15 protein-coding genes and 2 pseudogenes are annotated in these 26,121 nt (G+C 68.2%); 13 read left to right on the forward strand and 4 right to left on the reverse strand.

The window, feature by feature from the left end:
- Window positions 1-115 precede the first annotated feature (115 nt).
- From AMK18_RS11575 to AMK18_RS11620, 10 genes are all read left to right on the forward strand, one after another.
- A complete protein-coding gene (locus tag AMK18_RS11575) occupies window positions 116-1,156 on the forward strand; it encodes a BMP family lipoprotein (RefSeq protein WP_018101074.1) in 1,041 nt (346 codons plus the stop codon).
- Between the two features lie 251 nt (window positions 1,157-1,407).
- Window positions 1,408-2,997, forward strand: coding sequence for an ABC transporter ATP-binding protein (locus AMK18_RS11580; RefSeq protein ID WP_018101073.1), 1,590 nt, complete (start codon window positions 1,408-1,410; stop codon window positions 2,995-2,997).
- Window positions 2,994-4,109, forward strand: a complete 1,116-nt coding sequence (locus AMK18_RS11585) for an ABC transporter permease (RefSeq protein ID WP_018101072.1) — start codon at window positions 2,994-2,996, stop codon at window positions 4,107-4,109. Before AMK18_RS11580 ends, AMK18_RS11585 begins: the two co-directional genes overlap by 4 nt.
- Window positions 4,106-5,395: an ABC transporter permease gene (locus AMK18_RS11590; RefSeq protein ID WP_018101071.1), complete on the forward strand. Its 1,290-nt coding sequence runs from the start codon at window positions 4,106-4,108 to the stop codon at window positions 5,393-5,395. Before AMK18_RS11585 ends, AMK18_RS11590 begins: the two co-directional genes overlap by 4 nt.
- Entirely contained in the window at window positions 5,392-5,793 is a 402-nt protein-coding gene (locus AMK18_RS11595) for a cytidine deaminase (protein ID WP_018101070.1), read from the forward strand. Before AMK18_RS11590 ends, AMK18_RS11595 begins: the two co-directional genes overlap by 4 nt.
- A 118-nt stretch (window positions 5,794-5,911) precedes the next feature.
- Entirely contained in the window at window positions 5,912-7,189 is a 1,278-nt protein-coding gene (locus tag AMK18_RS11600) for a thymidine phosphorylase (protein WP_073862718.1), read from the forward strand.
- 44 nt (window positions 7,190-7,233) lie between these two features.
- Window positions 7,234-7,524 (forward strand): STAS domain-containing protein, encoded by a 291-nt coding sequence (locus tag AMK18_RS11605; RefSeq protein ID WP_073862719.1) that lies wholly within the window; start codon window positions 7,234-7,236, stop codon window positions 7,522-7,524.
- Window positions 7,525-8,060: 536 nt separating this feature from the next.
- Window positions 8,061-9,611 (forward strand): FG-GAP repeat protein, encoded by a 1,551-nt coding sequence (locus AMK18_RS11610; protein WP_241836543.1) that lies wholly within the window; start codon window positions 8,061-8,063, stop codon window positions 9,609-9,611.
- 241 nt (window positions 9,612-9,852) lie between these two features.
- Complete coding sequence (locus tag AMK18_RS11615; protein WP_241836544.1) at window positions 9,853-13,296, forward strand: LamG-like jellyroll fold domain-containing protein; 3,444 nt, start codon at window positions 9,853-9,855, stop codon at window positions 13,294-13,296.
- 91 nt (window positions 13,297-13,387) lie between these two features.
- Complete coding sequence (locus AMK18_RS11620) at window positions 13,388-20,203, forward strand: polymorphic toxin-type HINT domain-containing protein (protein WP_079199269.1); 6,816 nt, start codon at window positions 13,388-13,390, stop codon at window positions 20,201-20,203.
- A 592-nt stretch (window positions 20,204-20,795) separates the two neighbouring features.
- Here the strand turns inward: AMK18_RS11620 and AMK18_RS11625 are convergent.
- A pseudogene (locus AMK18_RS11625) lies at window positions 20,796-21,130 on the reverse strand (tyrosine-type recombinase/integrase); the annotation flags it as partial.
- A gap of 44 nt (window positions 21,131-21,174) precedes the next feature.
- Here AMK18_RS11625 and AMK18_RS11630 point away from each other — a divergent pair.
- Together AMK18_RS11630 and AMK18_RS35590 are read left to right on the forward strand one after the other, a co-directional pair.
- A complete protein-coding gene (locus AMK18_RS11630; RefSeq protein WP_198956980.1) occupies window positions 21,175-21,342 on the forward strand; it encodes a hypothetical protein in 168 nt (55 codons plus the stop codon).
- 12 nt (window positions 21,343-21,354) lie between these two features.
- Window positions 21,355-21,516 (forward strand): annotated as a pseudogene (locus AMK18_RS35590) (NF041680 family putative transposase); the annotation flags it as partial.
- 105 nt (window positions 21,517-21,621) lie between these two features.
- Here the strand turns inward: AMK18_RS35590 and AMK18_RS11635 are convergent.
- From AMK18_RS11635 to AMK18_RS11645, 3 genes are all read right to left on the reverse strand, one after another.
- Entirely contained in the window at window positions 21,622-22,632 is a 1,011-nt protein-coding gene (locus AMK18_RS11635; protein ID WP_073862720.1) for a sigma-70 family RNA polymerase sigma factor, read from the reverse strand.
- A gap of 98 nt (window positions 22,633-22,730) precedes the next feature.
- Window positions 22,731-23,414, reverse strand: coding sequence for a L,D-transpeptidase family protein (locus AMK18_RS11640; protein ID WP_107422335.1), 684 nt, complete (start codon window positions 23,412-23,414; stop codon window positions 22,731-22,733).
- A gap of 130 nt (window positions 23,415-23,544) precedes the next feature.
- Window positions 23,545-24,843, reverse strand: coding sequence for an MFS transporter (locus AMK18_RS11645; RefSeq protein WP_073862722.1), 1,299 nt, complete (start codon window positions 24,841-24,843; stop codon window positions 23,545-23,547).
- A 63-nt stretch (window positions 24,844-24,906) separates the two neighbouring features.
- Here AMK18_RS11645 and AMK18_RS11650 point away from each other — a divergent pair, with 63 nt between their 5' ends.
- Window positions 24,907-25,860, forward strand: a complete 954-nt coding sequence (locus tag AMK18_RS11650; protein ID WP_018101065.1) for a LysR family transcriptional regulator — start codon at window positions 24,907-24,909, stop codon at window positions 25,858-25,860.
- Window positions 25,861-26,121 lie beyond the last annotated feature (261 nt).

Below are 26,121 nucleotides of genomic sequence, written 5' to 3' on the forward strand. Positions count from 1 at the left end.
CGACGATCCGATAACGGCTTCCGTACAGGGCTTTATCTGACATCTACGCGCGTTACGATCGCGGCGAAACCAGCGCCGGAAGAGGCGCTTCGGTCAGGTTTGAAGGAGCCTTCCCTTGCGCCGGGTATCCAAGTTCAGCGCCGCGATCGCCGTCACCGCGGCCCTCGCTCTCACCGCCACCGCGTGCGGCGAGTCGTCCGACGAGAGCAGCGGCTCGGGCGACGGCAAGATGAAGATCGGCATGGCCTACGACGTCGGCGGCCGTGGCGACAACTCGTTCAACGACTCCGCCGCGCGCGGCCTGGACAAGGCCAAGGCCGAGTTCGGCGCCGAGACGAAGGAGCTCACCGCCAAGACCGGTGAGAGCTCGGCCGACCGTGACCAGCGCCTCCAGTCGCTCGCCGAGGGCGGCTACAACCCGGTCATCGCGATCGGCTTCGCGTACAAGGACGCGGTCGACAAGATCGCGCCCAAGTACCCGAAGGTCAGCTTCGGCCTGGTCGACTCGGTCTCCGACGCGAAGAACGTCGCCAACATCGTCTTCACCGAGGAGCAGGGCTCGTACCTCGCCGGTGTCGCGGCGGCGCTGAAGTCCAAGGACGACAAGATCGGCTTCATCGGCGGCGTCGACCTCCCGCTGATCAAGAAGTTCGCGGCCGGCTTCCGCCAGGGCGTCCTGGACACCAAGCCGAAGGCCACGGTGCAGATCCAGTACCTGTCCACCGGCTCGGACCTCTCCGGCTTCGGCAGCCCCGACAAGGGCAAGGCCGCCGCCAAGGGCATGCTCGACAAGGGCATCGACGTCATCTTCGCCGCCGCGGGCGGCTCGGGCGCCGGTTCGATCGAGGCCGTCGCCGGCAAGAAGGGCGCCTGGTCCATCGGCGTCGACTCCGACCAGGCCAAGGACCCGGCCCTGTCGAAGTACGCCGACACGATCCTGACCTCGGTCGTCAAGAACGTCGACTCCGGCGTCTTCGACCTGGTCAAGTCGGTCAAGGACGGCAAGCCGCTGACCGGTACGCAGACCTACTCGCTGGCCAAGGGCGGCGTCAGCCTGACCCCCACGGGTGACCACCTCAAGGACATCCAGACCCAGCTCGACGAGGCGAAGAAGAAGATCGTCGACGGCACCATCACGGTCAAGACCACGACCTGATCCACCGTCGATCGGGGCCCGGCGAGCGGCTTCGGCCGCTCGTTCCGGGCCCCGATTCACGTACCCCCGGCGGGGTGGAGGCCACCTGTGATCAGGTGGCCAACGATTCGGCGACGCTACGCGCGTAGCGTCGGGACTGGAACCGGCCGGGCGCGATACGTTTTCCACCCCCGCCTCCCGTCCTCACCGCCCCCGCCCTCCGCTCCTGCCAAGGAGAGTGCGCCATCAACGCGTCCAGCAGTCCCCACGCCGTGGAGCTCCGCGGTATCACCAAGCGGTTCCCCGGGGTCGTGGCCAACCACGACATCGACATCACCGTGCGCCGCGGCACCGTCCACGCCCTCGTCGGCGAGAACGGCGCCGGCAAGTCCACTCTGATGAAGATCCTTTACGGCATGCAGAAGCCGGACGAGGGCACCATCGCGATCGACGGCGAACAGGCCGTGTTCTCCAACCCGGGCGACGCCATCGACCGCGGCATCGGCATGGTGCACCAGCACTTCATGCTCGCCGACTACCTCACCGTCCTGGAGAACGTCGTCCTGGGCTCCGAGAAGCTCTACGGCATCGGCGACCGGGCCCGCGCCAAGATCCGGGAGATCTCCGACGCGTACGGTCTCGGCGTCCGCCCGGACGCCATGGTCGAGGACCTCGGGGTCGCCGACCGGCAGCGCGTGGAGATCCTCAAGGTCCTCTACCGGGGCGCCCGCACCCTGATCCTGGACGAGCCGACCGCGGTCCTCGTGCCCCAGGAGGTCGACGCGCTCTTCGACAACCTGCGGGAGCTCAAGGCCGAGGGCCTGACCGTCATCTTCATCTCGCACAAGCTGGGCGAGGTCCTGTCGGTCGCCGACGAGATCACGGTCATCCGGCGCGGCACCACCGTGGGCACCGCCGACCCCCGGAACACCACGACCAAGCAGCTCGCCGAGCTCATGGTCGGCAGCGAGCTCCCCTCCCCGGAGACCCGCGAGTCCACGGTCACCGACACGCCCATGCTCACCGTGGACGGCCTGCGGCTCACCGCGACCGACCCGGACGGCGCCGTGCGCGCCGTGCTCGACGGCATCACCTTCACCATCCACAAGGGCGAGGTCCTGGGCATCGCCGGCGTGGAGGGCAACGGCCAGTCCGAACTGGTCGACGCGATCATGGGCATGCGCTCCCCGGACGCGGGCGTCCTCACGCTGGACGGCGCGGACATCTCCCGTACCCCGACCCGCAAGCGCCGCGAGGGCGGCATGGCCGTCATCCCCGAGGACCGCCACCGGCACGGCCTCCTCCTGGAGGCCCCGCTCTGGGAGAACCGCATCCTCGGCCACGTCACCGAGCGGCCCAACAGCCGGGGCGCCTTCCTCGACATCAAGGCCGCCCGCACCGACACCGAGCGCATCGTCCGCGAGTACGACGTCCGCACCCCCGGGATCGACGTCACCGCGGCCTCCCTCTCCGGCGGCAACCAGCAGAAGCTGATCGTCGGCCGCGAGATGAGCCACGCGCCCAAGCTCCTGATCGCCGCGCACCCCACCCGGGGCGTCGACGTCGGCGCCCAGGCCCAGATCTGGGACCAGATCCGCGAGGCACGGAGCGAGGGCCTGGCGGTCCTGCTGATCTCCGCCGACCTGGACGAGCTGATCGGGCTCTCCGACACCCTGCGCGTCATGTACCGCGGCCGCCTGGTCGCGGACGCCGACCCGGCGGCCATCACCCCCGAGGAGCTGGGCTCGGCGATGACCGGCGCGGCCAGCGGCCACCTGGAAGCGCCGGAGGAGGGCGAGGCGCCCGCCGCGCCCGCCACGGACGACGACACCGACCCCCGCGAAGGGGGAGAGGACCGATGAAGAAGATCGACAAGGAGCGGCTGCTCCTGGGGATCGCGGCCCCCGTACTCGCGATCGTGGTCGCCTTCCTGGTGACGGCACTCGTGCTCGCCGCCACCGGCAAGGAGCCGTTCAACGCCTTCGGCATCATGTTCGACTACGGCCTGAAGTCGGACAGCCAGGTCTACATCCTCAACAAGGCGACGACGTACTACCTCGCGGGTCTCGCGGTGGCCGTCGGCTTCCGGATGAACCTCTTCAACATCGGCGTCGACGGGCAGTACCGCCTGGCCGCCTTCTTCGCCGCCGCGCTCGGCGGCGCGCTGACCCTGCCCGGCGCCCTCCAGATCCCGCTGATCATCCTCACCGCGATGATCGTCGGCGCCATGTGGGCCGGTATCGCCGGTCTGCTCAAGGTCACCCGGGGCGTCAGCGAGGTCGTCTCGACCATCATGCTGAACTCCATCGCGACCGCGATCATCGGCTATCTGCTCCAGCAGAACCGCCTCGGCCACCTGGACGAGGCCGGCACCAAGATCTCCACCAAGCCGCTCCCGGAGTCCTCGCACTTCTTCGAGTTCCCGACGACGCCGACGCCGATCTGGGGCTTCATCGTCGTCGCCGTCGCCGCCGGCATCGCGTACTGGTTCACGCTCTCCCGTACGCGCTTCGGCTTCGACCTGCGCACGGTCGGCCAGTCCGGCTCCGCCGCCGAGGCCAGCGGGGTCAACGTCCGCCGCATGGTCATCACCTCGATGCTCATCTCGGGCGCCGTCGCCGGTCTCATCGGCATGCCGACGCTGCTCAACGACAGCCACGAGTTCAGCGGCGACTTCCCGGTCGGCATCGGCTTCACGGGTATCGCCATCGCCCTCCTCGGCCGCAACCACCCCGTCGGCATCGCGCTCGGCGCGCTGCTCTGGGGCTTCCTGGAGCGCGGCACCGGAAAGCTGGAGTTCGAGGGATACGACAAGGAGATCGTCGGCGTGATCCAGGGCGTCATCGTCCTGTGCGTCGTCATCGCGTACGAAGTCGTCCGCCGCTACGGACTCAAGCGCCAGCAGAGCAAGGTCGGCGCGGAACTCGCCGCACAGGCCGCCCGTAACTCCGACCAGCAGGAGGTGTCGGCGTGACCGTCACGGCGACTTCCACCCCGCCCCCGGCGGCCCCCAAGGTCTCCGGCGGCAAGAGCGGGCGCTCCCGCCTCTCGTTCCCCGTCATCCTGCTGATCGTCGCGGGCGTCCTGCTCGCGCTGTCCGCCGTGCGCGCCATCACCGGCGCCCAGGACGTCACCTCGGCGGGCCAGATCAGTGCGGCGCTCGCCATGGCCGTGCCGATCGGCCTCGCCGGTCTCGGCGGCCTCTGGTCCGAACGCGCCGGTGTGGTCAACATCGGCCTCGAAGGCATGATGATCCTCGGCACCTTCTTCGGTGCCTGGGCCGGCTGGCAGACCAGCCCCTGGCTCGGCGTCCTCGCCGGGGTCATCGGCGGCATGCTCGGCGGCCTGCTGCACGCGGTCGCGACCATCACCTTCGGCGTCGACCACATCATCTCCGGCATCGCGATCAACATCCTGGCGCTCGGCTTCACCACCTACTTCGCCAAGCTGTGGTTCAACACCGGCGAGGCGGCGGCCAAGGGCGGCTCCCCGAAGCAGTCCCCGCCGGCCGACGAGATCACCTCGGTGACGATCCCCGGCCTCTCCGACGGACTGCACTCCATCGAGAAGCACCACTGGTTCTTCGTCTCCGACCTGGCCGGCATCCTCGGCGGCCTCGTCACCAACCTCTCGCTGCTGACGATCCTCGCCGTCGTCCTCTTCATCGGGACCTTCTTCGTCCTGTGGAAGAGCGCGTTCGGCCTGCGGCTGCGCTCCTGCGGCGAGAACCCGGTCGCCGCCGAATCGCTGGGCGTCAACGTCTACACGTACAAGTACATCGCGGTGATCGTCTCCGGCGGGCTCGCCGGGCTCGGCGGTGCCTTCCTCTCCCTGGTCACCTCGCACATCTACAACGAGGGCCAGACCGGCGGACGCGGTTACATCGGTCTCGCCGCGATGATCTTCGGCAACTGGCGCCCCGGCGGACTCGCCATGGGCGCGGGCCTGTTCGGCTTCGCCGACGCGCTCCAGCTGCGCAACGGCGGCGAGTCCGTCCACGCGCTGCTCCTGCTGCTGTGCGTGGTGCTCGTCGGCATCGCCGGGTGGAAGCTCTACCGCAAGAGCTGGGTGCAGGGCGTCGTCAGCGCGGTCATCGCGGCGGTCGTCCTGGTCTGGTACCTCGGTACGGACAGCGTGCCCACGGAGTTCGTGAGCGCCACGCCGTACATCGTCACGCTGCTCGTCCTCTCGCTCTCCGCGCAGCGGCTGCGGATGCCGAAGGCGGACGGCATGCGCTACCGCAAGGGCCAGGGCAAGTGACGCCGCCCTTCACCGAGGCCGACTGGGAAGCCCTGCGAGCCGCGGCCCGGGACGCCATGTCCCGGGCGTACGCCCCGTACTCCGGCTACCCGGTCGGCGTCGCCGCCCGGGTGGACGACGGCCGTACGATCACCGGCTGCAACGTCGAGAACGCCTCGTACGGGATCGGGCTGTGCGCCGAGTGCGGCCTGGTCTCCCAGCTGCACGCCACGGGCGGCGGCCGGCTGACCCACTTCACCTGCGTGGACGGGGCGGGCGAGAGCCTGGTCCCGTGCGGCCGGTGCCGGCAGCTGCTGTACGAGTTCGGCGGACCGGAGCTGATCCTGGAGACCCCGGACGGCTTCCGCACCCTGGACGAGATGCTGCCCCAGGCGTTCGGCCCGTCGCACCTCGGCTGACGCCTTCCGCCGGGTGGGCCCGCACAACGGGCCCACCCGGCGGCTCTTTTGCTCTCTATGCGCGTAGAGTCAACGGGACCCACGCGTTTGTACGTACCGGCCGGAAGGACGCCAGACCATGGACGCCATCTCCGTCATCCGCACCAAGCGGGACCGAGGCGAGCTGACCCCCGAGCAGATCGACTGGGTCATCGACGCGTACACCCGCGGCGAGGTCGCCGACGAGCAGATGTCCGCGCTGGCCATGGCGATCCTGCTGAACGGCATGAACCGTACGGAGATCGCCCGCTGGACCGCCGCGATGATCGCCTCCGGTGAGCGGATGAACTTCGACAGCCTCTCCCGCCCCACCACGGACAAGCACTCCACCGGTGGCGTCGGCGACAAGATCACCCTGCCGCTCGCCCCGCTCGTCGCCGCCTGCGGCGCGGCCGTCCCCCAGCTCAGCGGCCGGGGCCTCGGCCACACCGGCGGCACCCTCGACAAGCTGGAGTCCATCCCCGGCTGGCGCGCCCACCTCTCCAACGCCGAGATGCTGGACGTCCTCGACACCACCGGCGCGGTCATCTGCGCGGCGGGCGACGGCCTCGCCCCGGCCGACAAGAAGCTGTACGCGCTGCGCGACGTCACCGGCACCGTCGAGGCGATCCCGCTCATCGCCAGCTCGATCATGTCCAAGAAGATCGCCGAGGGCACCGGCGCCCTGGTCCTGGACGTCAAGGTCGGCTCCGGCGCCTTCATGAAGACCCTGGACGACGCCCGCGAGCTGGCCTCCACGATGGTCGCCCTCGGCACCGACAGCGGCGTCCGCACGGTCGCCCTGCTCACCGACATGTCCACTCCGCTGGGCCTCACCGCGGGCAACGCCCTGGAGGTCCGCGAGTCCGTCGAGGTCCTGGCCGGTGGCGGCCCGAAGGACGTCATCGACCTCACGCTGGCCCTCGCCCGCGAGATGCTGGACGCGGCGGGCCTCAAGGACGCCGACCCGGAGAAGGCCCTCCAGGACGGCTCCGCGATGGACGTCTGGCGCCGCATGATCTCCGCCCAGGGCGGCGACCCCGACGCCGCGCTCCCGGTCGCCCGCGAGCAGCACGTCATCAAGGCGTCCGCCTCCGGCGTCCTGACCCGCCTGGACGCCTACGACATCGGCGTCGCCGCCTGGCGCCTCGGCGCGGGCCGCGCCCGCAAGGAGGACCCGGTCCAGGCCGGGGCCGGCATCGAGATCCACGCCAAGCCCGGCGACGTGATCACCGACGGCCAGCCGCTGCTGACGCTGCACACGGACACCCCGGAGAAGTTCGACTACGCCCTGAAGGCGCTCCCGGACGCGTACGACATCGCCCCCGCGGGCACGGCGTTCACGGCGACCCCGGTGGTGCGGGAACGTATCGCCTGACCTCGATGCGATGAATTCCCGGCGCGCCGCCGGTCTGCCTGGACATGAACCCCGAGCAGCCGACGGCCGTCGTCGTTCTCCCGGACCCCCTCACCCGGGCCGATGTCCCCCGCCTCTGCGCCGAACTGGCGGCGGCCCTGACGGCGTCCCCGACCGCGGAGGCGTCCTGCGACACGAGCGCCGTCGCCCACCCGGACCTGACGACGATCGAGGCGATCGCCCGCCTCTCCCTGACGGCCCGCAGAATGGGCGCGCCGGGCCTGCGCCTGTGCAACACCCCGCCGGAACTACGAGCGTTGCTGGATCTGGTGGGGCTGGGGAAGACCCTTACCTGAGGTCGGCCTCCGTGATGGTCTACACATTACGCACAGTTGCGAATCTCGCGTCCGATGGTGGGGCCCTGGAGTGTAACCAGCCATGCCCTGGGCGAGCTGAGGTCGCCAGTCGCCCTTGCACGGGTGGCGATCGCTGCGAAAGATCTGCCGGTTGCAGGTGGCGATGCAAGGGGTTCGACCTACAACTGTTCTTGGTTTGCGAAGAGTTATGGATTCCTGGTGATCGCCTCACGGTCCGGTTTTGATGCGTTGCCGGTCCAGCTATCCATCATCTTTCAGTCAGGGGACTTTCTTTCGGCGGGAAAGATCAAAACTACTGTGTGTAACCAGAAAGTATGGAGGTGAAGAAGTCGAAGGTCGGCTTTGCCTCTAGCCCGCGTGCGCTTGATCGACTGTTGTTGCCGGCCTGTCACGAGGCGATCCGGCCATACATTGACATGCGCAGGAAGTGCAGTATTTGATTCGCTCTGCTGTGCGCGGAGGAATGAGGCACCGGGGGGTGTTGGCGCGCAGGTTTCTCTCATAGGGGTGGGGTTGTGAAACTGAAATTCCGCATGCCCGGAATCGTCGCTGCGGCTGGATTGCTCGTAGCAGCCTCGGGCTTGGTGTTCGCGGATGCCGTGCCGGCTGCCGCTGCGGCGTGCGCGGGTGTCGGCTCGGACTACAACGGTGACGGGCTGATCGACAACGTAGTCACGGACCCGCAGGCGACGGTGTCCGGAGTCAAGGAAGCCGGACTGATCCGGGTCATCTACGCGGGAGACGTGCCCGCTGCGGAGATTTCGCAGGCGTCGCCGAACATGGGATCCGTGGCGCCCGAGCAGGGTGACCGCTTCGGATCAGCCATAGCTTGGTCCGACTTCAACGGTGACGGTTGTACCGATCTCGTCGTCGGCACTCCGAACGAAGACCTCGGCTCGGGTGCCGAGGTCATGAGGGACGCCGGCATCATCCACATCATCTACGGTTCGCCCGCAGGTCTCGGCGCCGGCGATCCGGCCACTCTCTACGGCCAGGCCTCGTTCGGGCCGGGAGCGAACGAGGCCGGTGACCTGTTCGGCTACGCGCTGCAGGCCGGTACCGCTGCCTCCGGCGAGCCGTATCTCGTCGTCGGGTCCCCCGGTGAAGATGTTCTGGTCGATGGCGTCAGCGTTCCTGACGCCGGTTCCGTCAGCTATGCGGAGGGCAACACAAGAGGCGCGATCACCCAGGACAGCCCGGGAGTCTTCGGTGACGTCGAGAGCGGCGATCAGTTCGGAGCCGCGCTGGCGGGGACCAACCGCTACTTCGCCGTCGGAGAACCGGGGGAGACCCTGGAAAATGCCGCGGCCGCTGGCGGAGTCACCGTCTTCAGCCACACACTCAAGGACGGCATGCCCACCCCGCTCACATGGATCGACCAGGGCGAAGGACTCACCGGCGCCATCGAGCCCGGTGACCGCTTCGGGGCCGCGCTGTCGATGACCAACTACCGCCCGTCGAACCAGACCTACAACACGGATGCCCTGCTCGCCATCGGCACCCCGGGCGAAGCGATCGGAACCGTTCCCGGCGCGGGCAGCACCACGGTGGTGCGCATCGAACCCTCGGGCACGTTCACCGAGATCAAGGCGCTGGACGCCGGTATCGCGAACGTGGAAGGCGAGCCCGGCGCGGGAGACTCCTTCGGACAACGGGTAGCCATCACAAACACCGACACCAGCGTGGTGACCAGCACGTCCACCATCCGACTCGCCGTGGGCGTCCCCGGGCGCGACGTGGACGGGCTCGCGGACGCCGGAGTGGTGCACGTGTTCAAGCCCCTCGACACCGACCCGGGAAGTACGGACAAGATCATCAAGCGGGGCTCCGGAGTGCTGCCCGGCACCCCTCACGCCCGTGACTTCACCGGCATCGCGCTCCGCTCCGGCACAAGCGTCCTGTACATAGGCATCCCCTACAGCAAGGACCCCGCGACCTCCAAGGGTGTGCTCTACACGATGCCGTGGACCGACATCGACGGCACGTCGAACGTCGGCACCAAGACCTTCCAGCCAGGCGCCGGCGGCCTCTCGGACATCGGCACTGCCTTCGCGACCGTCGGATGACCGGCGTGGAACGCGAACGACGGCAGAGCCACAGGAGCGAGAGAGAGCGGACGACCAAGTGAAGAGCAACACCATCACGAGACGCGGGCGCGGCCGACGCCCTCTCGTTGCCGTCACACTGACGGCGCTTCTGGCGGCCGGAATCGGCATCACGCCCCTGTCGGGCGGCCTTTCGTCGGCCTCAGCGGTGCCCTCCGAGGAGCGCACCGCTGCCGGAACGGAAGCGGCCCAGGAAGCAGCGGTGGCATCCGACGAACCGGTCGAGGTACTGAGTCTGCGAGACGAGCGCAGTTCCACCGTGGCCAATCCGGACGGCACCTTCACCACCACGACGGCCGTCCAGCCCGTGCGCGCCCGTAAGAACGGCGAGTGGACGGACATCGACACCACACTCGTACGGCAGAAGGACGGCTCGTACGCGCCGAAGGCCGCCGTGACCGCCATGTCCTTCTCCGGCGGCGGAACGACCACGTTCGGCACGATCCAGAAGGACGGCCGGGCGCTGTCGCTGGACTGGCCGGACAAACTGCCCGAGCCGACGGTCGAAGGTTCGACAGCGACTTACCCCGAGGTGATGCCGGGCGTAGACCTGCAGGTGACCGCCAGCGCCGAAGGATTCTCACACCTCATCGTCGTCAAGGACGCGGAGGCTGCGGACAACCCGGATCTGGCCCGGTTGCAGCTGCCGGTCAGCGCCACCTCGGTCGACCTGAAGGAGTCCGAGGACGGTGGCCTGACCGCGACGGACACGGCCGGAGGGACCGTGTTCGAAGCCCCCGCGCCCTTGATGTGGGACAGCACGGCAGGTGACGACCCCGAACCGGGTGATCCGTCGCCGACGGCCGTGGAGCCCAACAACGGCGAACTTGCGGTGACTCCGCCGGACGGCACCCGTGTCGCCGACGTGGACGTCGAGGTCGGCCGGGACGAGCTGACCCTGACGCCCGACAACGGACTGCTTACCGGTGAGGACACGGTGTATCCGGTCTACATCGACCCTGTGGTGAAGACAGCCAGTCGAAGCGCCTGGACCATGGTTTCGTCGCACTACGCGTCCACCGAATTCTGGAAGTTCGACGACCACGAGGGTGTGGGCCGTTGCCCGGCCGATGTGTCGTACCTGTGCGCCAGTTCCAGCGACACCAAGCGGCAGTTCTTCGCCATCCCCACCGCATCCTTCGAGGGCAAGGACATCATCAAGGCGGAGTTCGCCGTGACGATGGTCCACACGTACAGCAGCGACGCCAAGAGCGTTTTGCTCAGCAGGGTCAACTCGACTGGCGCGAGCGCCATAAAATCCTCCACCAACTGGAGCAACCAGCCTTCCTGGCAAGCGGACGTGGACAGCAAGTCGCCGACAAACCCCGCAGGTTCTTGCACCAAGGACAACCAGAACGTTCGGTTCGACGCCAAGTCCACCGTTCAGCTGGCTGCTGACAAGGGCTGGGACACCACGACCTTCCGTCTGCGCGCCGGGGACGAGGGCAAGTATTCGTACTGGAAGAGGTTCTGCGGAAACGCCCAGCTCGAAGTCACCTACAACCGGCCGCCGCTGGCCCCCGCCATGACAGATCTCACCATGTCACCCGGAGGCAAGTGCGAGTACGGTCACGCGGACGAGCACTACGTGTCCGAAGCCCCCGTCGTCAACGCCACCATCAAGGACTACGACCACAACGACATCGCCGGCCAGTCCGAGCGCCTGAAGGCGCAGTTCCACGTGTTCTGGAAGAACGGCTCGACGCAGGTCGACCACTACGCCACCACGGCCTTCAAAGCAACGACCGGTACGGGACAGACGGGCTCCGCCGCGTTCAAGTACACAGTCGGCTCGGACCTCAGCACGGATTCCGACGCGGGCTTCAGCATCCCGTCCAACGTAGCCATCGGCTGGGAGGTGCGGGGCTCGGACGGAACCGCGTGGGGCCCGTGGAGCTCGGCAGGTGACGAAGCGTACCGGTGTGAGTTCATTTACGACGCCACCGCCCCCAAGGCGCCGGTGATCACGTCCGCGCGGTACCCCGATGACGGGGCATGGCACGCGGGCGTCGGAGACTACGGCAGCTTCACCTTCGACTCCCCGTCGAACGACGTGGCGAAGTACACGTACCGTTTCAAGGGAGGTAACTGGTCCACGGTCGCGACGGCCACGCCAGGCGGCCCCGCGACGGTGAAGTTCATGCCTCCCAGCGAGGGGACGTGGAGCGTCGAGGCCAAGGCCGTCGACGCGGCGGGCAACGCCCAGAAGACGTCGATGGGGTACACCTTCCTTGTCGACCGTGGACGCGCCCCGGTGGGCGGCTGGACTCTCGGTGACGTCAAGGGTGCCACCTCGGCAGCCGGCACCGGCTCGTCCCCGGCTGCCGCACCTGGCCCCGGAGTCACCTTCGGCGCCAAGCCCGGACCGCTCGGCGCGGCCGACACGTACGCCGCACTCGACGGCACCGAGAACGCCTACCTCGACGCCGGTCAGCACATCGTGAACACGGACGCCGGCCTCTCGGTCAGCGCCTGGGTGCGGCTGCCGGAGATTCCGGACCACGACGAGACCGTGATCAGCCAGGACGGCACCGGCCTGCCGGGCTTCGATCTGGGCTACGACAGCGACACCCGCGCCTGGGTCTTCCGTATGCCGTTCAACGACATGGAGTCGCTGGGCAGCTGGCAGGTCACCGGAGGCAAGGTGGTGCCGGACGCATGGACGCACCTCATCGGCTCCTACGACGGCGTAACAGGCATCATGCGCCTCTACGTGGACGGCACGGCGGTCACAACCACCGCGAAGCGGACCACGCCGTGGAACGCCGCCGGAAACCTTCAGATCGGACGCCGGCTGGCCCTCGACGGCTACACCGCCCACCTCAAGGGCGGCATCGCCGACGTCCAGGTCCACGACCGAGTCGTCACCGGCCCCGAGAGCGCGGAGCTGGGCGGCATTGTGGCCCAGCAGCTCGCCTACTGGGATGTCGACACCGCTCCGGCGGGGGCCGCGCCCGAGGCGTACGGCGGCACCGGCCTCACGCTCGGCGGCGGCGCGTCCATCTACGAACCTGCTCCGGGTTGTGACCCGGAGACAGACCCGGACTGCGTGGAGACCGCACCGGAAGAGCCGATGTGGGGCGACGGCCACCTGCTGCTGAACGGCACCGACGCCTATGCGACACGGTCCGCCGGGCTGCTCTCGAAGCAGGACAGCTTCACCCTGACCGCCCGCGCCCGACTGTCCTCCGTGTCGCCCACGAAGGACCAGACGGTCATGGCGCTCAACGGGACCCACGGCAATGCCATCACGGTGGGGTACTCGGCCGCCGACAGCCGATGGATTCTGACAGCCACCGACGCGGACTCGGCGACCGCCACGAGCACCACCGTCAAGGCGACGGGCTTCCTGCCCAGCAGCAGCGGCAAGGGTGACCACCTCGCCCTCGTGTACTCGGCTGTCTTCGGAGACGTCGTGTTGTACGTCAACGGCGTCGAAAGCGCACGCGTGCCCTGGACCAACAGCTGGGACTTCACCACCACCTCGCTCCAGGTGGGCCGCCGGCTAACCGGCACCACGGCCGACGCCTTCCTCTCCGGCGCGATCGATGAGGTCCGTCTGTTCCAGGGCGCGCTCGACGCCAGTCTCGTCGCGACCGTCATGGTCCTTCCCGACGACACGAGCGTCGAGGCGACGCTGTCCTGATCGCCCGCGCTCGGCCGGGGCCGGACCACGTGGTCCGGCCCCGGCCGAGCCTGTCCTCAGAGCACCGATCCCATCTCCAGACGGAGTTCTCATGCGCGCATCACCTTTTGGAAGATCCCATTTCCGCATACCAACACGTTGGGTACGCAAGGTCGTACTGACAGCGACTGTGGCGCTGTCCATCGGCTTGCTGCCCCAATACGCACCGCAGGCAGCGGCCGACGGCGTGACCAGGCCCGATACCCAGACCAATCTGGACGACCCCGCCGAGGGCAGAAACGGTGTAACCCGGAAGCAGAAGCGTGCCGACCAGGCCGCACGCGCCGCTGTGACGAAGGCAGCAGTCACCCGGTGGCCCCAAGCGTCGGCCGACGACGTGGTCGTGGCGGCCAAGGGCTCCAAGGGCACTCAGGCCGAGGGGCTGCCGCTGAAGGTCGCGGCCACGGGCACCGTGAGCCCCCGGTCCGTCCGGCTGGCCGTTCTCGACCGCAAGAAGGCATCGGCCGCCGGTGTCGACGGGCCGCTGATGACCGTGGCCCGCACTGACGGCGGAGCCAAGAACGGACCGGTCGAGGTGTCCCTCGACTACGGTGACTTCGCGGAGGCGTACGGCGGCAACTACGGAGCGCGCCTGCGCCTGGTGACGTACCCGGAGTGCGTCCTCACCACGCCCGACCGGCCGGGATGCGCCACGGCGACGCCACTGGCCACCCGCAACGACACGGACAGCACGACGCTGAGCGCGAAGGTCTCCGCCGCGTCGCCCGCCACGACGGCGGCGTCCGGATCCGGCGTCACCGTGCTGGCCGCGACCGCAGAAGCGGCAGGAAGCCAGGGCGACTTCGGAGCCACCTCGCTGAAGGCGTCCTCCCAGTGGAGCGTCTCCAACTCCTCCGGCGCCTTCAACTGGTCATACCCCATCACCGCGCCGCCCGTGCCCGGTGGTCTTGCTCCGGAAGTCAACCTCGCCTACAGCTCCCAGTCCGTTGACGGGCAGACCGCCGCCACGAACAACCAGGGCTCATGGATCGGTGAGGGCTTCAGTTACGAGCCCGGCTTCATCGAGCGCCGGTACAAAGCCTGCGCAGACGACGGCCACGACGACACGATCGGCGACCAGTGCTGGGGCTTCGACAACGCCACTCTCTCGCTGCCCGGCGGCGCCTCGGGTGAGCTGATCAAGGACGACACCACCGGCGAGTGGCATGTCTCCTCCGACGACTTCTCCAAGGTCGAGAAGATCACCGGAACAACCAACGGTGACAACGACGGCGAGTACTGGAAGCTCACGTCCAACAACGGCACCCAGTACTTCTTCGGCCGCAACCAGCTCCCCGGGTACGAATCCGGCAACGAGGCCACGAACTCCGCCTGGACCGTCCCGGTCTACGGCGACGACTCCGGAGAGCCCTGCTACAAGTCCACCTTCGACACCGCGTTCTGCAACCAGGCGTGGCGTTGGAACCTCGACTACGTGGTAGACCCCCACGGCGACACCATGTCGTACTTCTACGGCAAGGAGCTCAACTACTACACCCAGGGCCTGAAGACCACGGAAAACGGCAAGGCATACGTCCGTGGCGGGTACCTCAAGCGCATCGACTACGGGCAGCGCGAGGACAAGACCTACTCGACCAAGCCCGCCGCGCGCGTGGTGTTCACCACCGACGAGCGCTGCGTCGGGGATCTCACCGACTGCTCGCCCGGCGCGCTGAAGGACGACACAGCGGCCGACTGGCCCGACGTGCCGTGGGACCGGAACTGCAAGGCGGACACCAAGTGCGCCGGCCAGAACTCGCCCACCTTCTGGACGCGTAAGCAGCTCACCGAGATCACCACCCAGATCCGGAACGGCGCGACCACCTACGAGGACGTCGACCGGTGGAAGCTCGGCCACTCGTACGTGGACAACGGCGACGGGTCGAAGTCACTCTGGCTGAAGAACATCGACCACACCGGACTGGTGGGCGACGACAAGTCGGTGCCCTCGGTCGAGCTCCAGGGCATCCAACTCCCCAACCGCGTCGATGTCCCGAACGACAACATCCAGGAGTTCAACCGGTTCCGGCTGGCCGGCGTCGCGAGCGAGTCGGGCAGCGCGCTGTCCGCCAACTACTCCGAGCCGGAATGCACATCCACCACCTTGCCCAAGGTGGGCGAGTCGACGGTGCGTTGCTACCCGGTCAAGTGGAACCCGCCGGGTGTCAAGGACCCGATCACGGACTGGTTCAACAAGTACGTGGTCACGTCGGTGATCGAGGGTGACCTGGTGGGGGAGAGCCCCGACCAGATGACGACGTACACCTACCTCGGTGACGCGGGCTGGCGGAAGGCCAAGCCCGACGGTCTCTCCAAAACCGACAGACTGACGTGGAGCGACTGGCGCGGGTACGGCAAGGTCTTGGTCGAAACCTCCGACGGCAGCATCAAACCGTCCAACACGAAGACCGAGCACGTCTTCTTCCGCGGACTCGACGGCGACGCCCAACCGGGCGGCGGCACCCGTTCCGTCAGCGTGAAGGACAGCAACGGCACCTCCTACGACGACTCCGACTGGAAGTCCGGTACAGAGCTCGAGACGACGACCTACAACGGCGACGAGATCGTCTCCAAGTCGGTCAACACGCCTTGGACGAAGACCACCGCGACCCGCGTCAAGGACTGGGGCACCTCCTACGCCCGGTTCGTGCGCGAGGGCCGTTCCGACACCTACGAGGCGCTGGAGGGCGGGGGCTGGGGGCAAACGGCCTCCACCACGTCGTACGACGACAAGGGCCGGCCGGTTCAGGTCGCTGATTACGGCGAGCTGGACGTAGCGGACAACCAGTGCACCCGCACGGAGTACGCGGACAACGCCTCCAAGCACCTTTACAGCTATGTCTCACGCGTCGAGACCCTGGCCGTCGACTGCAGCACGACCGCCCCGGACCGGTCCAAGGTCGTCGTCTCCGACGAGCTGACGTACTACGACGGTTCGACCACACGCGGTGCGGCGCCGTCCAAGGGTGAGCCGACGCTGGTGAAGCGGCTGGCCTCGCACAACGGCACCACCGGCACGTATCAGGAAGTGTCCACCTCCACGTTCGACCAGTACGGCCGCCCGCTGGTTGTCACGGACGCGGCGAAGACACCCACCACCACGGCGTACACGGACAACGCCTACGGCCTGGCCGTGTCCAAGACCGAGACGAACGTGCTCGGCTGGTCCACGACCACCGAGTACGCGCCCGAGTGGGGCACGCTCTCCGCGCAGACCGACATGAACGGCAAGCGCACCGACCTGGCGTACGACGGTCTCGGCCGCGTCGTCTCGGTGTGGATGCCCGACCGGCCCAAGGCGAGCTTCACTCCCAGCATCAAGTACGACTACGGCATCCGGAAGACTGGACCGAACTACCTGCACACGCAGAAGATCGAGAAGGACGGCGCGTCTTACGGCCACGAGTACACCCTGTACGACGGCCTGCTCCGGCCCCGCCAGGTCCAGACGGAGGCGCAGGGCGGCGGACGCCTGCTGGCGGACACCTACTACGACGGCTCCGGCCGTGTGGTGAAGACGAACGACACCTACTACGCCGCCGGCGCTCCTGCGGCCACTCTGTTCGTCCCGCGCAACGAGGACATCGACGCACAGACGGTGACCGAGTTCGACGGTGCCGGCCGGACCACCGCGACCGTTCTGAAGGTCGCGGGCATCGAGAAGAGCCGCACCACCCTCACGTACGGCGGCGACAGGGTCCACACAGACCCGCCGAACGGTCAGATTCCGACCACGGCCATCTCGGACGCCCGGGACCACACGGTCGAACTGCGCCAGTACAAGGGCGACAAGCCGCTCCTCCCGGGGACGGCGAACGACTACGTCTCGACCAAGTACGCCTACACCCCGGCCGGACAGCTGTCCAAGGTCACCGACAACAAGGGCAACACCTGGTCGTACACATACGACCAGCGCGGCCGTAAGCACACCGCGACCGACCCGGACACGGGGTCCTCGACCTACGAGTACGACGACCTCGACCGGCTCGTCTCCACCACTGATTCCCGCTCCAACACCACGACGACGGTGTACGACAAGATCGGCCGCACCACCGAAACGTGGCAGGGAGCGGCCGGCACCGGTACCAAGCTGTCCGTCTCCAAGTACGACACGGTGGCCAAGGGCGAGCTGTACGGCACGTACACGTACAAGGACGGCGCCGTCCTGTCGTCGGTGACCTATCCGGCGCTGGACGACGACCTCGAACCGACCACCACCAAGTACTACCTGTCCAAGACCGCCGAACCCGAACTGGGCGGCACCTACCAGTTCGACACCCAGTACAACAAGGACGGCACGGTCGCCGGGCAGAACTTCCCGGCCGCAGGCGGTCTGCCCGCGGAGGCCCTGTCCTACCAGTACGACGGCCTCCAGCGTCCGGTAGCGATGAACACCTCGCTCGGCGGAATGAGCTACGTCTCCGGGGTGGCGTACTCGCCCACGAACAAGCTGGAGCAGCTGGAGCTGACCACCGGCGAGACGGGCGCCAAGAAGACCTGGCTGTCCTACTCCTACGAGCAGGGCACCTCACGTCTCATCAACGCCCGGGTCGACGTACAGGGCGCCGCCTCGGTGGCGTACGACGCCCGTTACACCTACGACGACGGCGGTAACGTCCGGTCCATCACCGACGCACCCGACGGCGGCACCCGGGACGTGCAGTGCTTCCGGTACGACGGCCTGCGGCAGATGACGGACGCCTGGACGTCGAATGCCACCCCGAACAAGGCGGTGGGCACCGGAGCGACGGAGACGGCCTGCGCGTCGGCGCCCTCGGCCGCGACCGTGGGCGGGACTGCGCCCTACTGGTCCACGTACGGATTCGACACGCTGGGCAACCGGACGTCGGCAACCGACCACGGTCTGAACGGCGCGGCCACGTCGACGAAGTCGTACGCGTACGGCGAGAACGGGGAGGGCCCCCACCAGCTCACCACCGAGGTCGTGGACACCACGGCCACGTCGAGCACTCCCGCGGTCAAGCTGGCCAACACGTACTCCTATGACGTGACCGGCAACACCGAGCAGCGCGTTCTCAACGGCGACACACAGAAGCTGACCTGGGACAAGCAGGGTGAGCTGACCAAGGTCACCAACGCGGACGGCGCCACCACGGACTACGTCTACGACGCGTCAGGCGACCGACTGCTCAGCAAGACGGCCGAGGAGACGACGTTCTACCTGCCCGGCATGGAGCTGCACCTGAAGAAGTCCACGGGTGCGGTGACGGGCGCGCGTTACTACAGTCTCGCCGGTCAGACGGTGGCGGTCAGGGACAACGGCGGCGTCACCTTCCTCGCTTCCGACCACCACGGCACGGCGCAGCTCGCAGTGAACGCGGCCACTGGCGCTACCCAGCGCCGCCGCATGGACCCCTTCGGAGCGGAACGCGAGGGGTCCGCGACGGACTGGGTCGACGACAAGGGCTTCGTGGGCGGCACGGTCCAGAAGGTCACGGGCCTCACGACCCTCGGAGCGCGGGAGTACGACGACTCGACGGGCCGGTTCATCTCCGCCGACCCGATCATCGACTACACCGACCCGCAGCAGATCAACGGCTACGCGTACAGCCTCAACAACCCGGTCACGTTCTCGGACCCGGGCGGGCTGGCGCCGGACGACTGCGCCTTGGTCGGCGTCACCTGCAAGCCGACCGGCAACGGCGGCTGGGATGTCAAGCCCACAGGGCAGTACTACACCTACTACGGGGTACAGGCGCCCACCGAGACGCCGTCGGATTACAAGGCCCGCCAGGCTCAGACGGACGCGGACATCGCCAAGCAGCGCGCGATAGCCGCGGCCAAGGAACTGGCCAAGATCGCCGCTGACGAACTGGGCATCACAGACGCCCTGGACTGCTTCACGACGGGCGCACTCGGCGCGTGCGGCGCGACCGCGGTCAACATCATCTCCAGCGCGGTCGGCGGGATCGTCGGCAAGCTCGCCAAGAAGTACGGCGTGCCCTGGAAGTGGAAGAAGGCGGCGGAGCTTGGCAAGCGCCTCTGGAACCTCGGCGACAAGCTGATCAGCGGAGTCAAGAACTGGCTCAGCAAGTCGAAACTCGCCAGCAAGCTGATGAGGAGCAGCTGCAACAGTTTCGTGCCAGGCACCGAAGTTTTGATGGCAGACGGAACCACAAAAACGATCGAAAAGGTCAAGATTGGTGACAAGGTTCTCGCGACGGACCCTGAATCAGGAGAGACAAAGGCCCGAGAGGTCACGGCCGAGATCAAGGGCCAGGGCCTCAAGCACCTGGTCAAGGTCACGATCGACACGGACGGCGACAAGGGCGACGACGCGGCTTCCGTCACCGCCACGGACGGCCACCCATTCTGGGTACCCGAACTGCACGCCTGGATCGCCGCTACGGACCTCAAGGTAGGTGAGCAACTCAGCACGAGTACCGGCGGGCTGGTGCAGATTGACGGCCTCGATCGCTGGACCCGGGCAGCCACGGTCCACAACCTTACTGTCAGCGACTTGCACACGTACTATGTGCTGGCGGGTGAGACGCCAGTACTCGTGCACAACGTCAACGAAGGTTCGCTCTGCAATGTGACTCTTGGGCCGGCAATAAAGGGCCAGAAAGCCGAAGGAGTGACCGCTGAACGCGGTGACACTGTCCTGGCTCACGAGCAGCGGATGATGAACGAGTTCGGTGACCGAAATGGCTGCGCTTCATGCGGGGCGACCGAATCGGGATACAAAGACGGTCACTGGACTGGTGACCACAATCCGCCGAATAAGCTCGCGCCCAACGGTCCGTGGACTCTGTATCCGCACTGCAAGGCATGTTCCAAACAGCAGGGCGGGATCGTGCGCACGCTACTCAAGGAGTACTATGACTTCCCGGTGTGGAAACCATGATTGTAGGTGGATTTAATGATGCTCTTCGCCTCGTGCACGACAAGATTCGCCCACGGTCTGGTTGTTGCTGCCGCGCCTGAGAGTGTGGACAACCATGCAGGCTGGGACGCGGCTGCTGATGTAGTGCACGGTGGTCCGGACTCCTTGTTCATCGCGGTGCAGCAAGCCGCCAGTGGTCCGGTGTCAGTCCAATGTGTGCAGGGTCCTTACCAGCCGAGTGGAAAGGTCCTTGTGTACTCAGGGAATCTGACTCTCCCCAAGGCGTCCCTCGAAATTTCGGATCCGAATGAATCGGTGAGACTGCTGATTCCCGTTCCGAATGTAGATAGTCGGGTCGACATCTACGGAGACGGAACCGATGAGCCTGATGAGGTAATCATCGTTCTGACGGGCGATGAGTCGTGGTGATCCACAGCCTCTGACGGAGGGGATCTGTCCGGCAAGTCGGACGGCACGATAAGTTCTCATCTCTGTGTGACGCCTTTCGTCTTGGCATAGCGGTGAATCGACCCCTCTCGGAGCGTAAGAAGCCCCGCCGGATTTCGTTCCGGCGGGGCTTCTTGGGCGTCTGACGGCAACGGTGACGGCAACGTCAGCGGACGACGGCTGCTGCGGGCGGGTCGTCAGGGTCGTCGTCCTGGGCAGCGAGGGCGTTGCCGAGGGTGTCGATGGCTTGGCGTTGGAGGCGGAGTCGGACGTGGGCGTAGACGCCAGCGGTGACGCCGATGTGGGCGTGGCCGAGGAGTTCCTTGATGACGACGAGTTCGACGCCCTGTTCCAGGAGCAGCGCGGCGGTCGAGTGGCGGAGACAGTGAAGCGGATGCGGCGGAGGCCGACCTTGCGGAGGAGCGTGGTGAAGGCGCGGGTGAGGTTGGTCCGGTCGACCGATCTGCCCTGCGCGGTGGTGAACACGTGCCCGCTGTGCTGCCGGTCGGCCGATTCGCCAGGCGGTGCGTTCGGACCTGACACGTATGGGTGAGCTAGTCCTCCAGTACGCCGACTTCCAGCTCGGCGGGGTCGACGCCTCGGTCATCGCGGTGGCCGAGCGCTTCGGCGTGGACCGGGTGGTCACCCTCGACCGGCGGCACTTCAGCGTCGTCAAGCCCGCCCACGTCCCTGCGCTGACACTCCTGCCGTAGCACGACCAGTGGATTCCTGGCTGGCCGTGCTCGGCGATCTGTGCGCTGGAGATGGGCCGCAGTTCTTGGACGGCGCCGCTGGATTCGCTGCGTCTAGCACCTGACGATGACGCCGCCACTGTCACCGCTCGGCATATGTGCGAGGTCGTCGAGCGGATGGTCACGGCCGGACAGTGCGACGCACCGTCCCGTCGCGCGAGTCCGGCGTGAGGGGCTGGCACCCCGCCATGAAGGGCCCATCCTTCTTTGGTCGGCCCTCTTTCGTACCGCGCCCCCGTCTCACCCTGCATCCGCCTCCAGACGGTCCGGGAAGCCGAACAGCGGGAACCAGCGGTCCGCGTCCAGGAAGCAGTGCAGGCCCGTGATCGTGCCGTCCTTGATGTCGATGACCTGGACCGCCCAGGGGAGGAAGCCCGGGCCCGCCGGGTCGGGTTTGTAGTGGGCGAAGGCCGGGGTGCCGTTGGCGGTGGTCGCGAGGAGGCGGGAGCCGGCGCAGCCCGCGCCCAGGGACGTCATGAAGCCGGTGATGTCGTCGTGGCCCCGGAGCCACAGGTCGAACGGCGGCATCGTCATCACCGCGTCCTCGTGGAGGAGGGCGGTCAGGGCCTTCATGTCGTAGCCCTCGAAGGCCGCCACGTACCGTTCGAGCAGGGCGCTCTGCTCCGCGTCCAGCGGGTCCGCCGCGTCGGCCGCCACGGACTCGTGGTCGGTCAGGGTCGCCCGGGCCCGCTGGAGGGCGCTGTTGACCGATGCGACCGAGGTGCCCAGCAGCTCCGCGACCTCCGCGGCCTTCCACGCCAGCACCTCGCGCAGGATGAGCACCGCGCGCTGCTTCGGCGGCAGGTGCTGGAGCGCCGCGACGAACGCGAGGCGCACCGACTCGCGCGCCACCGCCGCCTCCGCCGGGTCGTCGGTCGTCGGGATGATCCGGCCGTCCGGCATCGGCTCCAGCCAGGTGTTCTCCGGCAGCGGGTTCAGCGCGGCCTGGGCGAGCGGCGTCGGCCCGGTCAGATCGACCGGGCGGGCCCGCCGCTTGCCCGCGCTCAGCATGTCGAGGCAGACGTTGGTCGCGATGCGGTACAGCCAGGACCGCAGCGAGGACCGGCCCTCGAACTTGTCGAAGCTGCGCCAGGCCCGTACCAGCGTGTCCTGGACCGCGTCCTCCGCCTCGAACGCCGAGCCGAGCATCCGGTAGCAGTAGCCGGTCAGCTCGACCCGGTGCCCTTCCAGGCGGCTGTTGATGTCGCCGGGCGCGCCGGGCCCCGCTGCCGCCGCTGTCCGTTCACTCATCGCCGATCCACCCTGTCGTGCCGTGCGACCGCTCGCTTCGTCCAGTACTTCGGAAGCTACAGCGGGGCACTGACAACGGGGCGGGCGAGCGGCAGCCGTCAGGTCCCCGGCTTGCGGCCGTACACGTAGACGTCGTCGCCGTTCTTCAACAAATTCCAGTATGACTTCGCGTCCGCGGTGCGCATGTTGACGCAGCCGTGCGACCCCGGCGGGTTCCACATCTTCACGCCGACCGCGTGGAACGCCTGGCCGCCGTCGAAGAACTGCGAGTACGGCATGGCCACGTGGTAGAGGGACGACACGTGGTTCTTGTGGCGCCAGTAGATCTTCTTGGCGCCCGTCCGCGTCTCGTACTTGTCCCGCCCCGTCCGCACCGGCACCGGCCCGAACTTCAGCTTCTTGCCGTCCTGGATCCAGCTGATCTGCCGCGTCAGGTCGACGCAGGCGATGCGCCCCTTGTTGGTCGGGCACTTCCCGGCCTTGTTCGGGTTCTTGCCGGCCGCCTTCTGCGCGGTGAGCGTCTGCATCGTGCGCCAGGTGACCGGTCCTGCGTAGCCGATGGTCGGGGTGACCCCGTAGGTGCTCTGGAACGACCGGATCTTCTTGCAGTCGGCCGCCGACTGCTTCCCGTCCACCTTCAGGTGCAGGTACTTCTCGACCTGCTTCTGGTTCGGGCCCGTGGACGTCGTGCAGGACGCCGCCTGCGCGGCGGTGCCCGTACCGAGGACGAACGCCGGTATCGCGGTCAGACCGGCGACGGACAGGACGAGCCCTCGCCTCATGCCCGTAATGCCCCGTATGTCACGCATGTTCTTCCTGACTCCCATGTACGCCAACTCCCCTTCGCGCGCACTGCGGTGATTCCGCCTGCTAGATGCGCGAAGGGGAGCGACTGGTTGTGCGCCGAATGTCTCAGTTCTGTACGGGCACCGCGGCGGCGGGCCGCAGCCGTTCGGCGCGGGCGGCCCGCGTCCCGTACAGCGTGATGGATACGACTCCGAGGACCGCGAGCAGTCCCAGCGCGACCGTGCCCGCCCAGCCGCCGGTGTGGAAGGCCACCGCGCCGAGCGTGCCGCCCGCGCTGGAGCCGAGGTAGTACGCCGACTGGTACAGCGCCGACGCCTGGGCCCGGCCGGTCGTCGCCGTACGGCTCACCGAGGAGGAGGCGACCGCGTGCCCGGCGAAGAAGCCGGCCGTGATCAGCACCAGGCCGAGGAGCACGGCGGCCAGCTGGTCCCCCAGCGAGAGCAGCAGACCCGCGGCCGTCGTGGAGACGGCGAGGTACAGCGCGCCCCGCCGCCCCAGCCGGGCGACCAGGCGTCCGGCGGCGGCGGAGGAGACCGTACCGACCAGGTACACGAGGAAGATCGAACCGACGACGCCCTGCGGCAGGTTGAAGGGGGCTTCGACCAGCCGGTATCCGATGACCGTGTACACGGCGCCGAACACCGTCATGAACAGCGCGCCGATCGCGTACAGCCGCCGCAGCAGTGGGTTGGCGAGGTGCGAACCGACCGTACGCGCGAGCGCCTTCGGGTTCAGCGTGCCCGGGGTGAAGTGCCGGGCGCGCGGGATCATGAAGTGGAAGACCACCGCGCAGGCCACGGCCAGCAGCCCGACCGCGCCGAGCGCCGCCCGCCAGCCCCACAGCTGCGCGACCCAGCCGGTGAGGATGCGGCCGCTCATCCCGCCGATGCTGTTCCCGGCCACGAACAGCCCGATCGCGGCGACGAGCGCCTTGGGTCGCACCTCCTCCGCCAGGTACGCCATCGCGGAGGCGGGCAGTCCGGCGAGCGCGGCGCCCTGGACCGCGCGCAGCGCGATCAGCCAGCCCAGCGAGGGGGCGAACGGCACGAACAGGCCGACCGTCACCGCGATCACCAGCGAGGCGGTCATCATCTGCCGCCGCCCGAACCGCTCGGACAGCGCGCTCATCGGCAGTACGCACAGCGCCAGCGCGCCCGTCGCGGCGGACACCGTCCAGCTCGCCTGCCCGGCCGTCGCGCCGAAGGACGCGGAGACGGCGGGCAGCAGCGCCTGCGTGGAGTAGAGGAGCGCGAAGGTCGCGACACCGGCGGCGAAGAGGGCGAAGCTCATCCGGCGGTAGCCGGGGCGCCCGGGCGCGAGCCGGTCGGTGGTGTCGGTGACGGGGGACGACTGGGTCGAGGCGGCCACGACGAGAGTGGACGCCCCGGTACTGGCGGGAGGCATGCCATGAAGGTAGGCCGGGTCCGATTCATGCGTCCAATGCACAAACAGCGAATAATCAATCCCATGGTGCATCAACGCAGCTCACAGCCCCGGCTGTCACCGAGCAGTTACGAAGAAGACATTCGCGCGGTCCTCGCGCCGCGTCTCGCGTACTTCGAGGCGGTCGCCCGCCACGAGCACGTCACGCGCGCCGCGCAGGAGCTGGGCGTCCCGCAGTCCACGCTCTCGCGCGCGATGGTGCGGCTGGAGGACGACCTCGGCGTCGCCCTGTTCGCGCGCAAGGGCCGCACGGTGTCGCTGACCCCGGCCGGCCGCACCTTCCTCGGCTCGGCCGAGCGCGCCCTCGCCGAGGTGGAGAAGGCCGCCGACTCGGTACGCGCCGACGCCGACCCCACCGCGGGCAAGGTGGCCTTCGGCTTCCTCCACACGATGGGCTCCGAAACCGTCCCCGCCCTCATCCGCGCCTTCCGGGCCGACCACCCCCGGGTCCGCTTCCAGCTCGTCCAGAACTACGGCGAGGCCATGATCGAACGCCTCCGCGCCGGCGGCCTCGACCTCTGCCTCACCTCCCCGGTCCCGGACGCCCCCGACCTGGTCACTCGCCGCCTGGACGAACAACGCCTCCGCCTGGTCGTCCCCGACGACCACCCCCTCGCCACCCGCCGCCGCATCCGCCTCGCCGAAGCCGCCGACGAAACGTTCGTCACCCTCGAACCCGGCTACGGCCTCCGCCGCATCACGGACGACCTCTGCACCGCGGCGGGCTTCGTCCCCCGCGTCGCCTTCGAGGGCGAGGAGGCGGAAACCCTGCGCGGCCTGGTCGCGGCGGGCCTGGGCGTGGCCCTGCTGCCTCCGCCCGCGGTGGCCCGCCCGGGGGTGGTGGAGCTGACGGTGACGGCGCCGAGAGCGGTGCGCGAGATCGGGGTGGCGTGGCTGGACGGTCACCCGGACACCCCTCCGGTGGCGGCGTTCAAGAAGTTCCTGCTGGGGAGGCGGGGGAGCTTGCTGCCGGGGTGAGGGCCCCGCGTGTGCGGGGAGCGGTCGTTGAACGTGTCCAGCAGGTCTTCGGCCTTCGGGACATCCCCGCGCACGCGGGGGTCGAGCACCGCGGGGAACGGGTTTCTCGTCCCGTACGGGCCATCTCGGCCACGGCATCGTACAGCCGCGCTCCGTCGCCAACTGGCTCTTTGCGCAAGCTCGTTGGAGATGTGCCAATGCCGCCGCCCCGCAGACGTCCGGCTGCTAGCGTCCTGTCCCGTTCGAGCAGGCAACCGTTAA

This window comes from Streptomyces sp. CB01249 (assembly GCF_001905735.1).
Classification (GTDB): Bacteria; Actinomycetota; Actinomycetes; order Streptomycetales; family Streptomycetaceae; genus Streptomyces.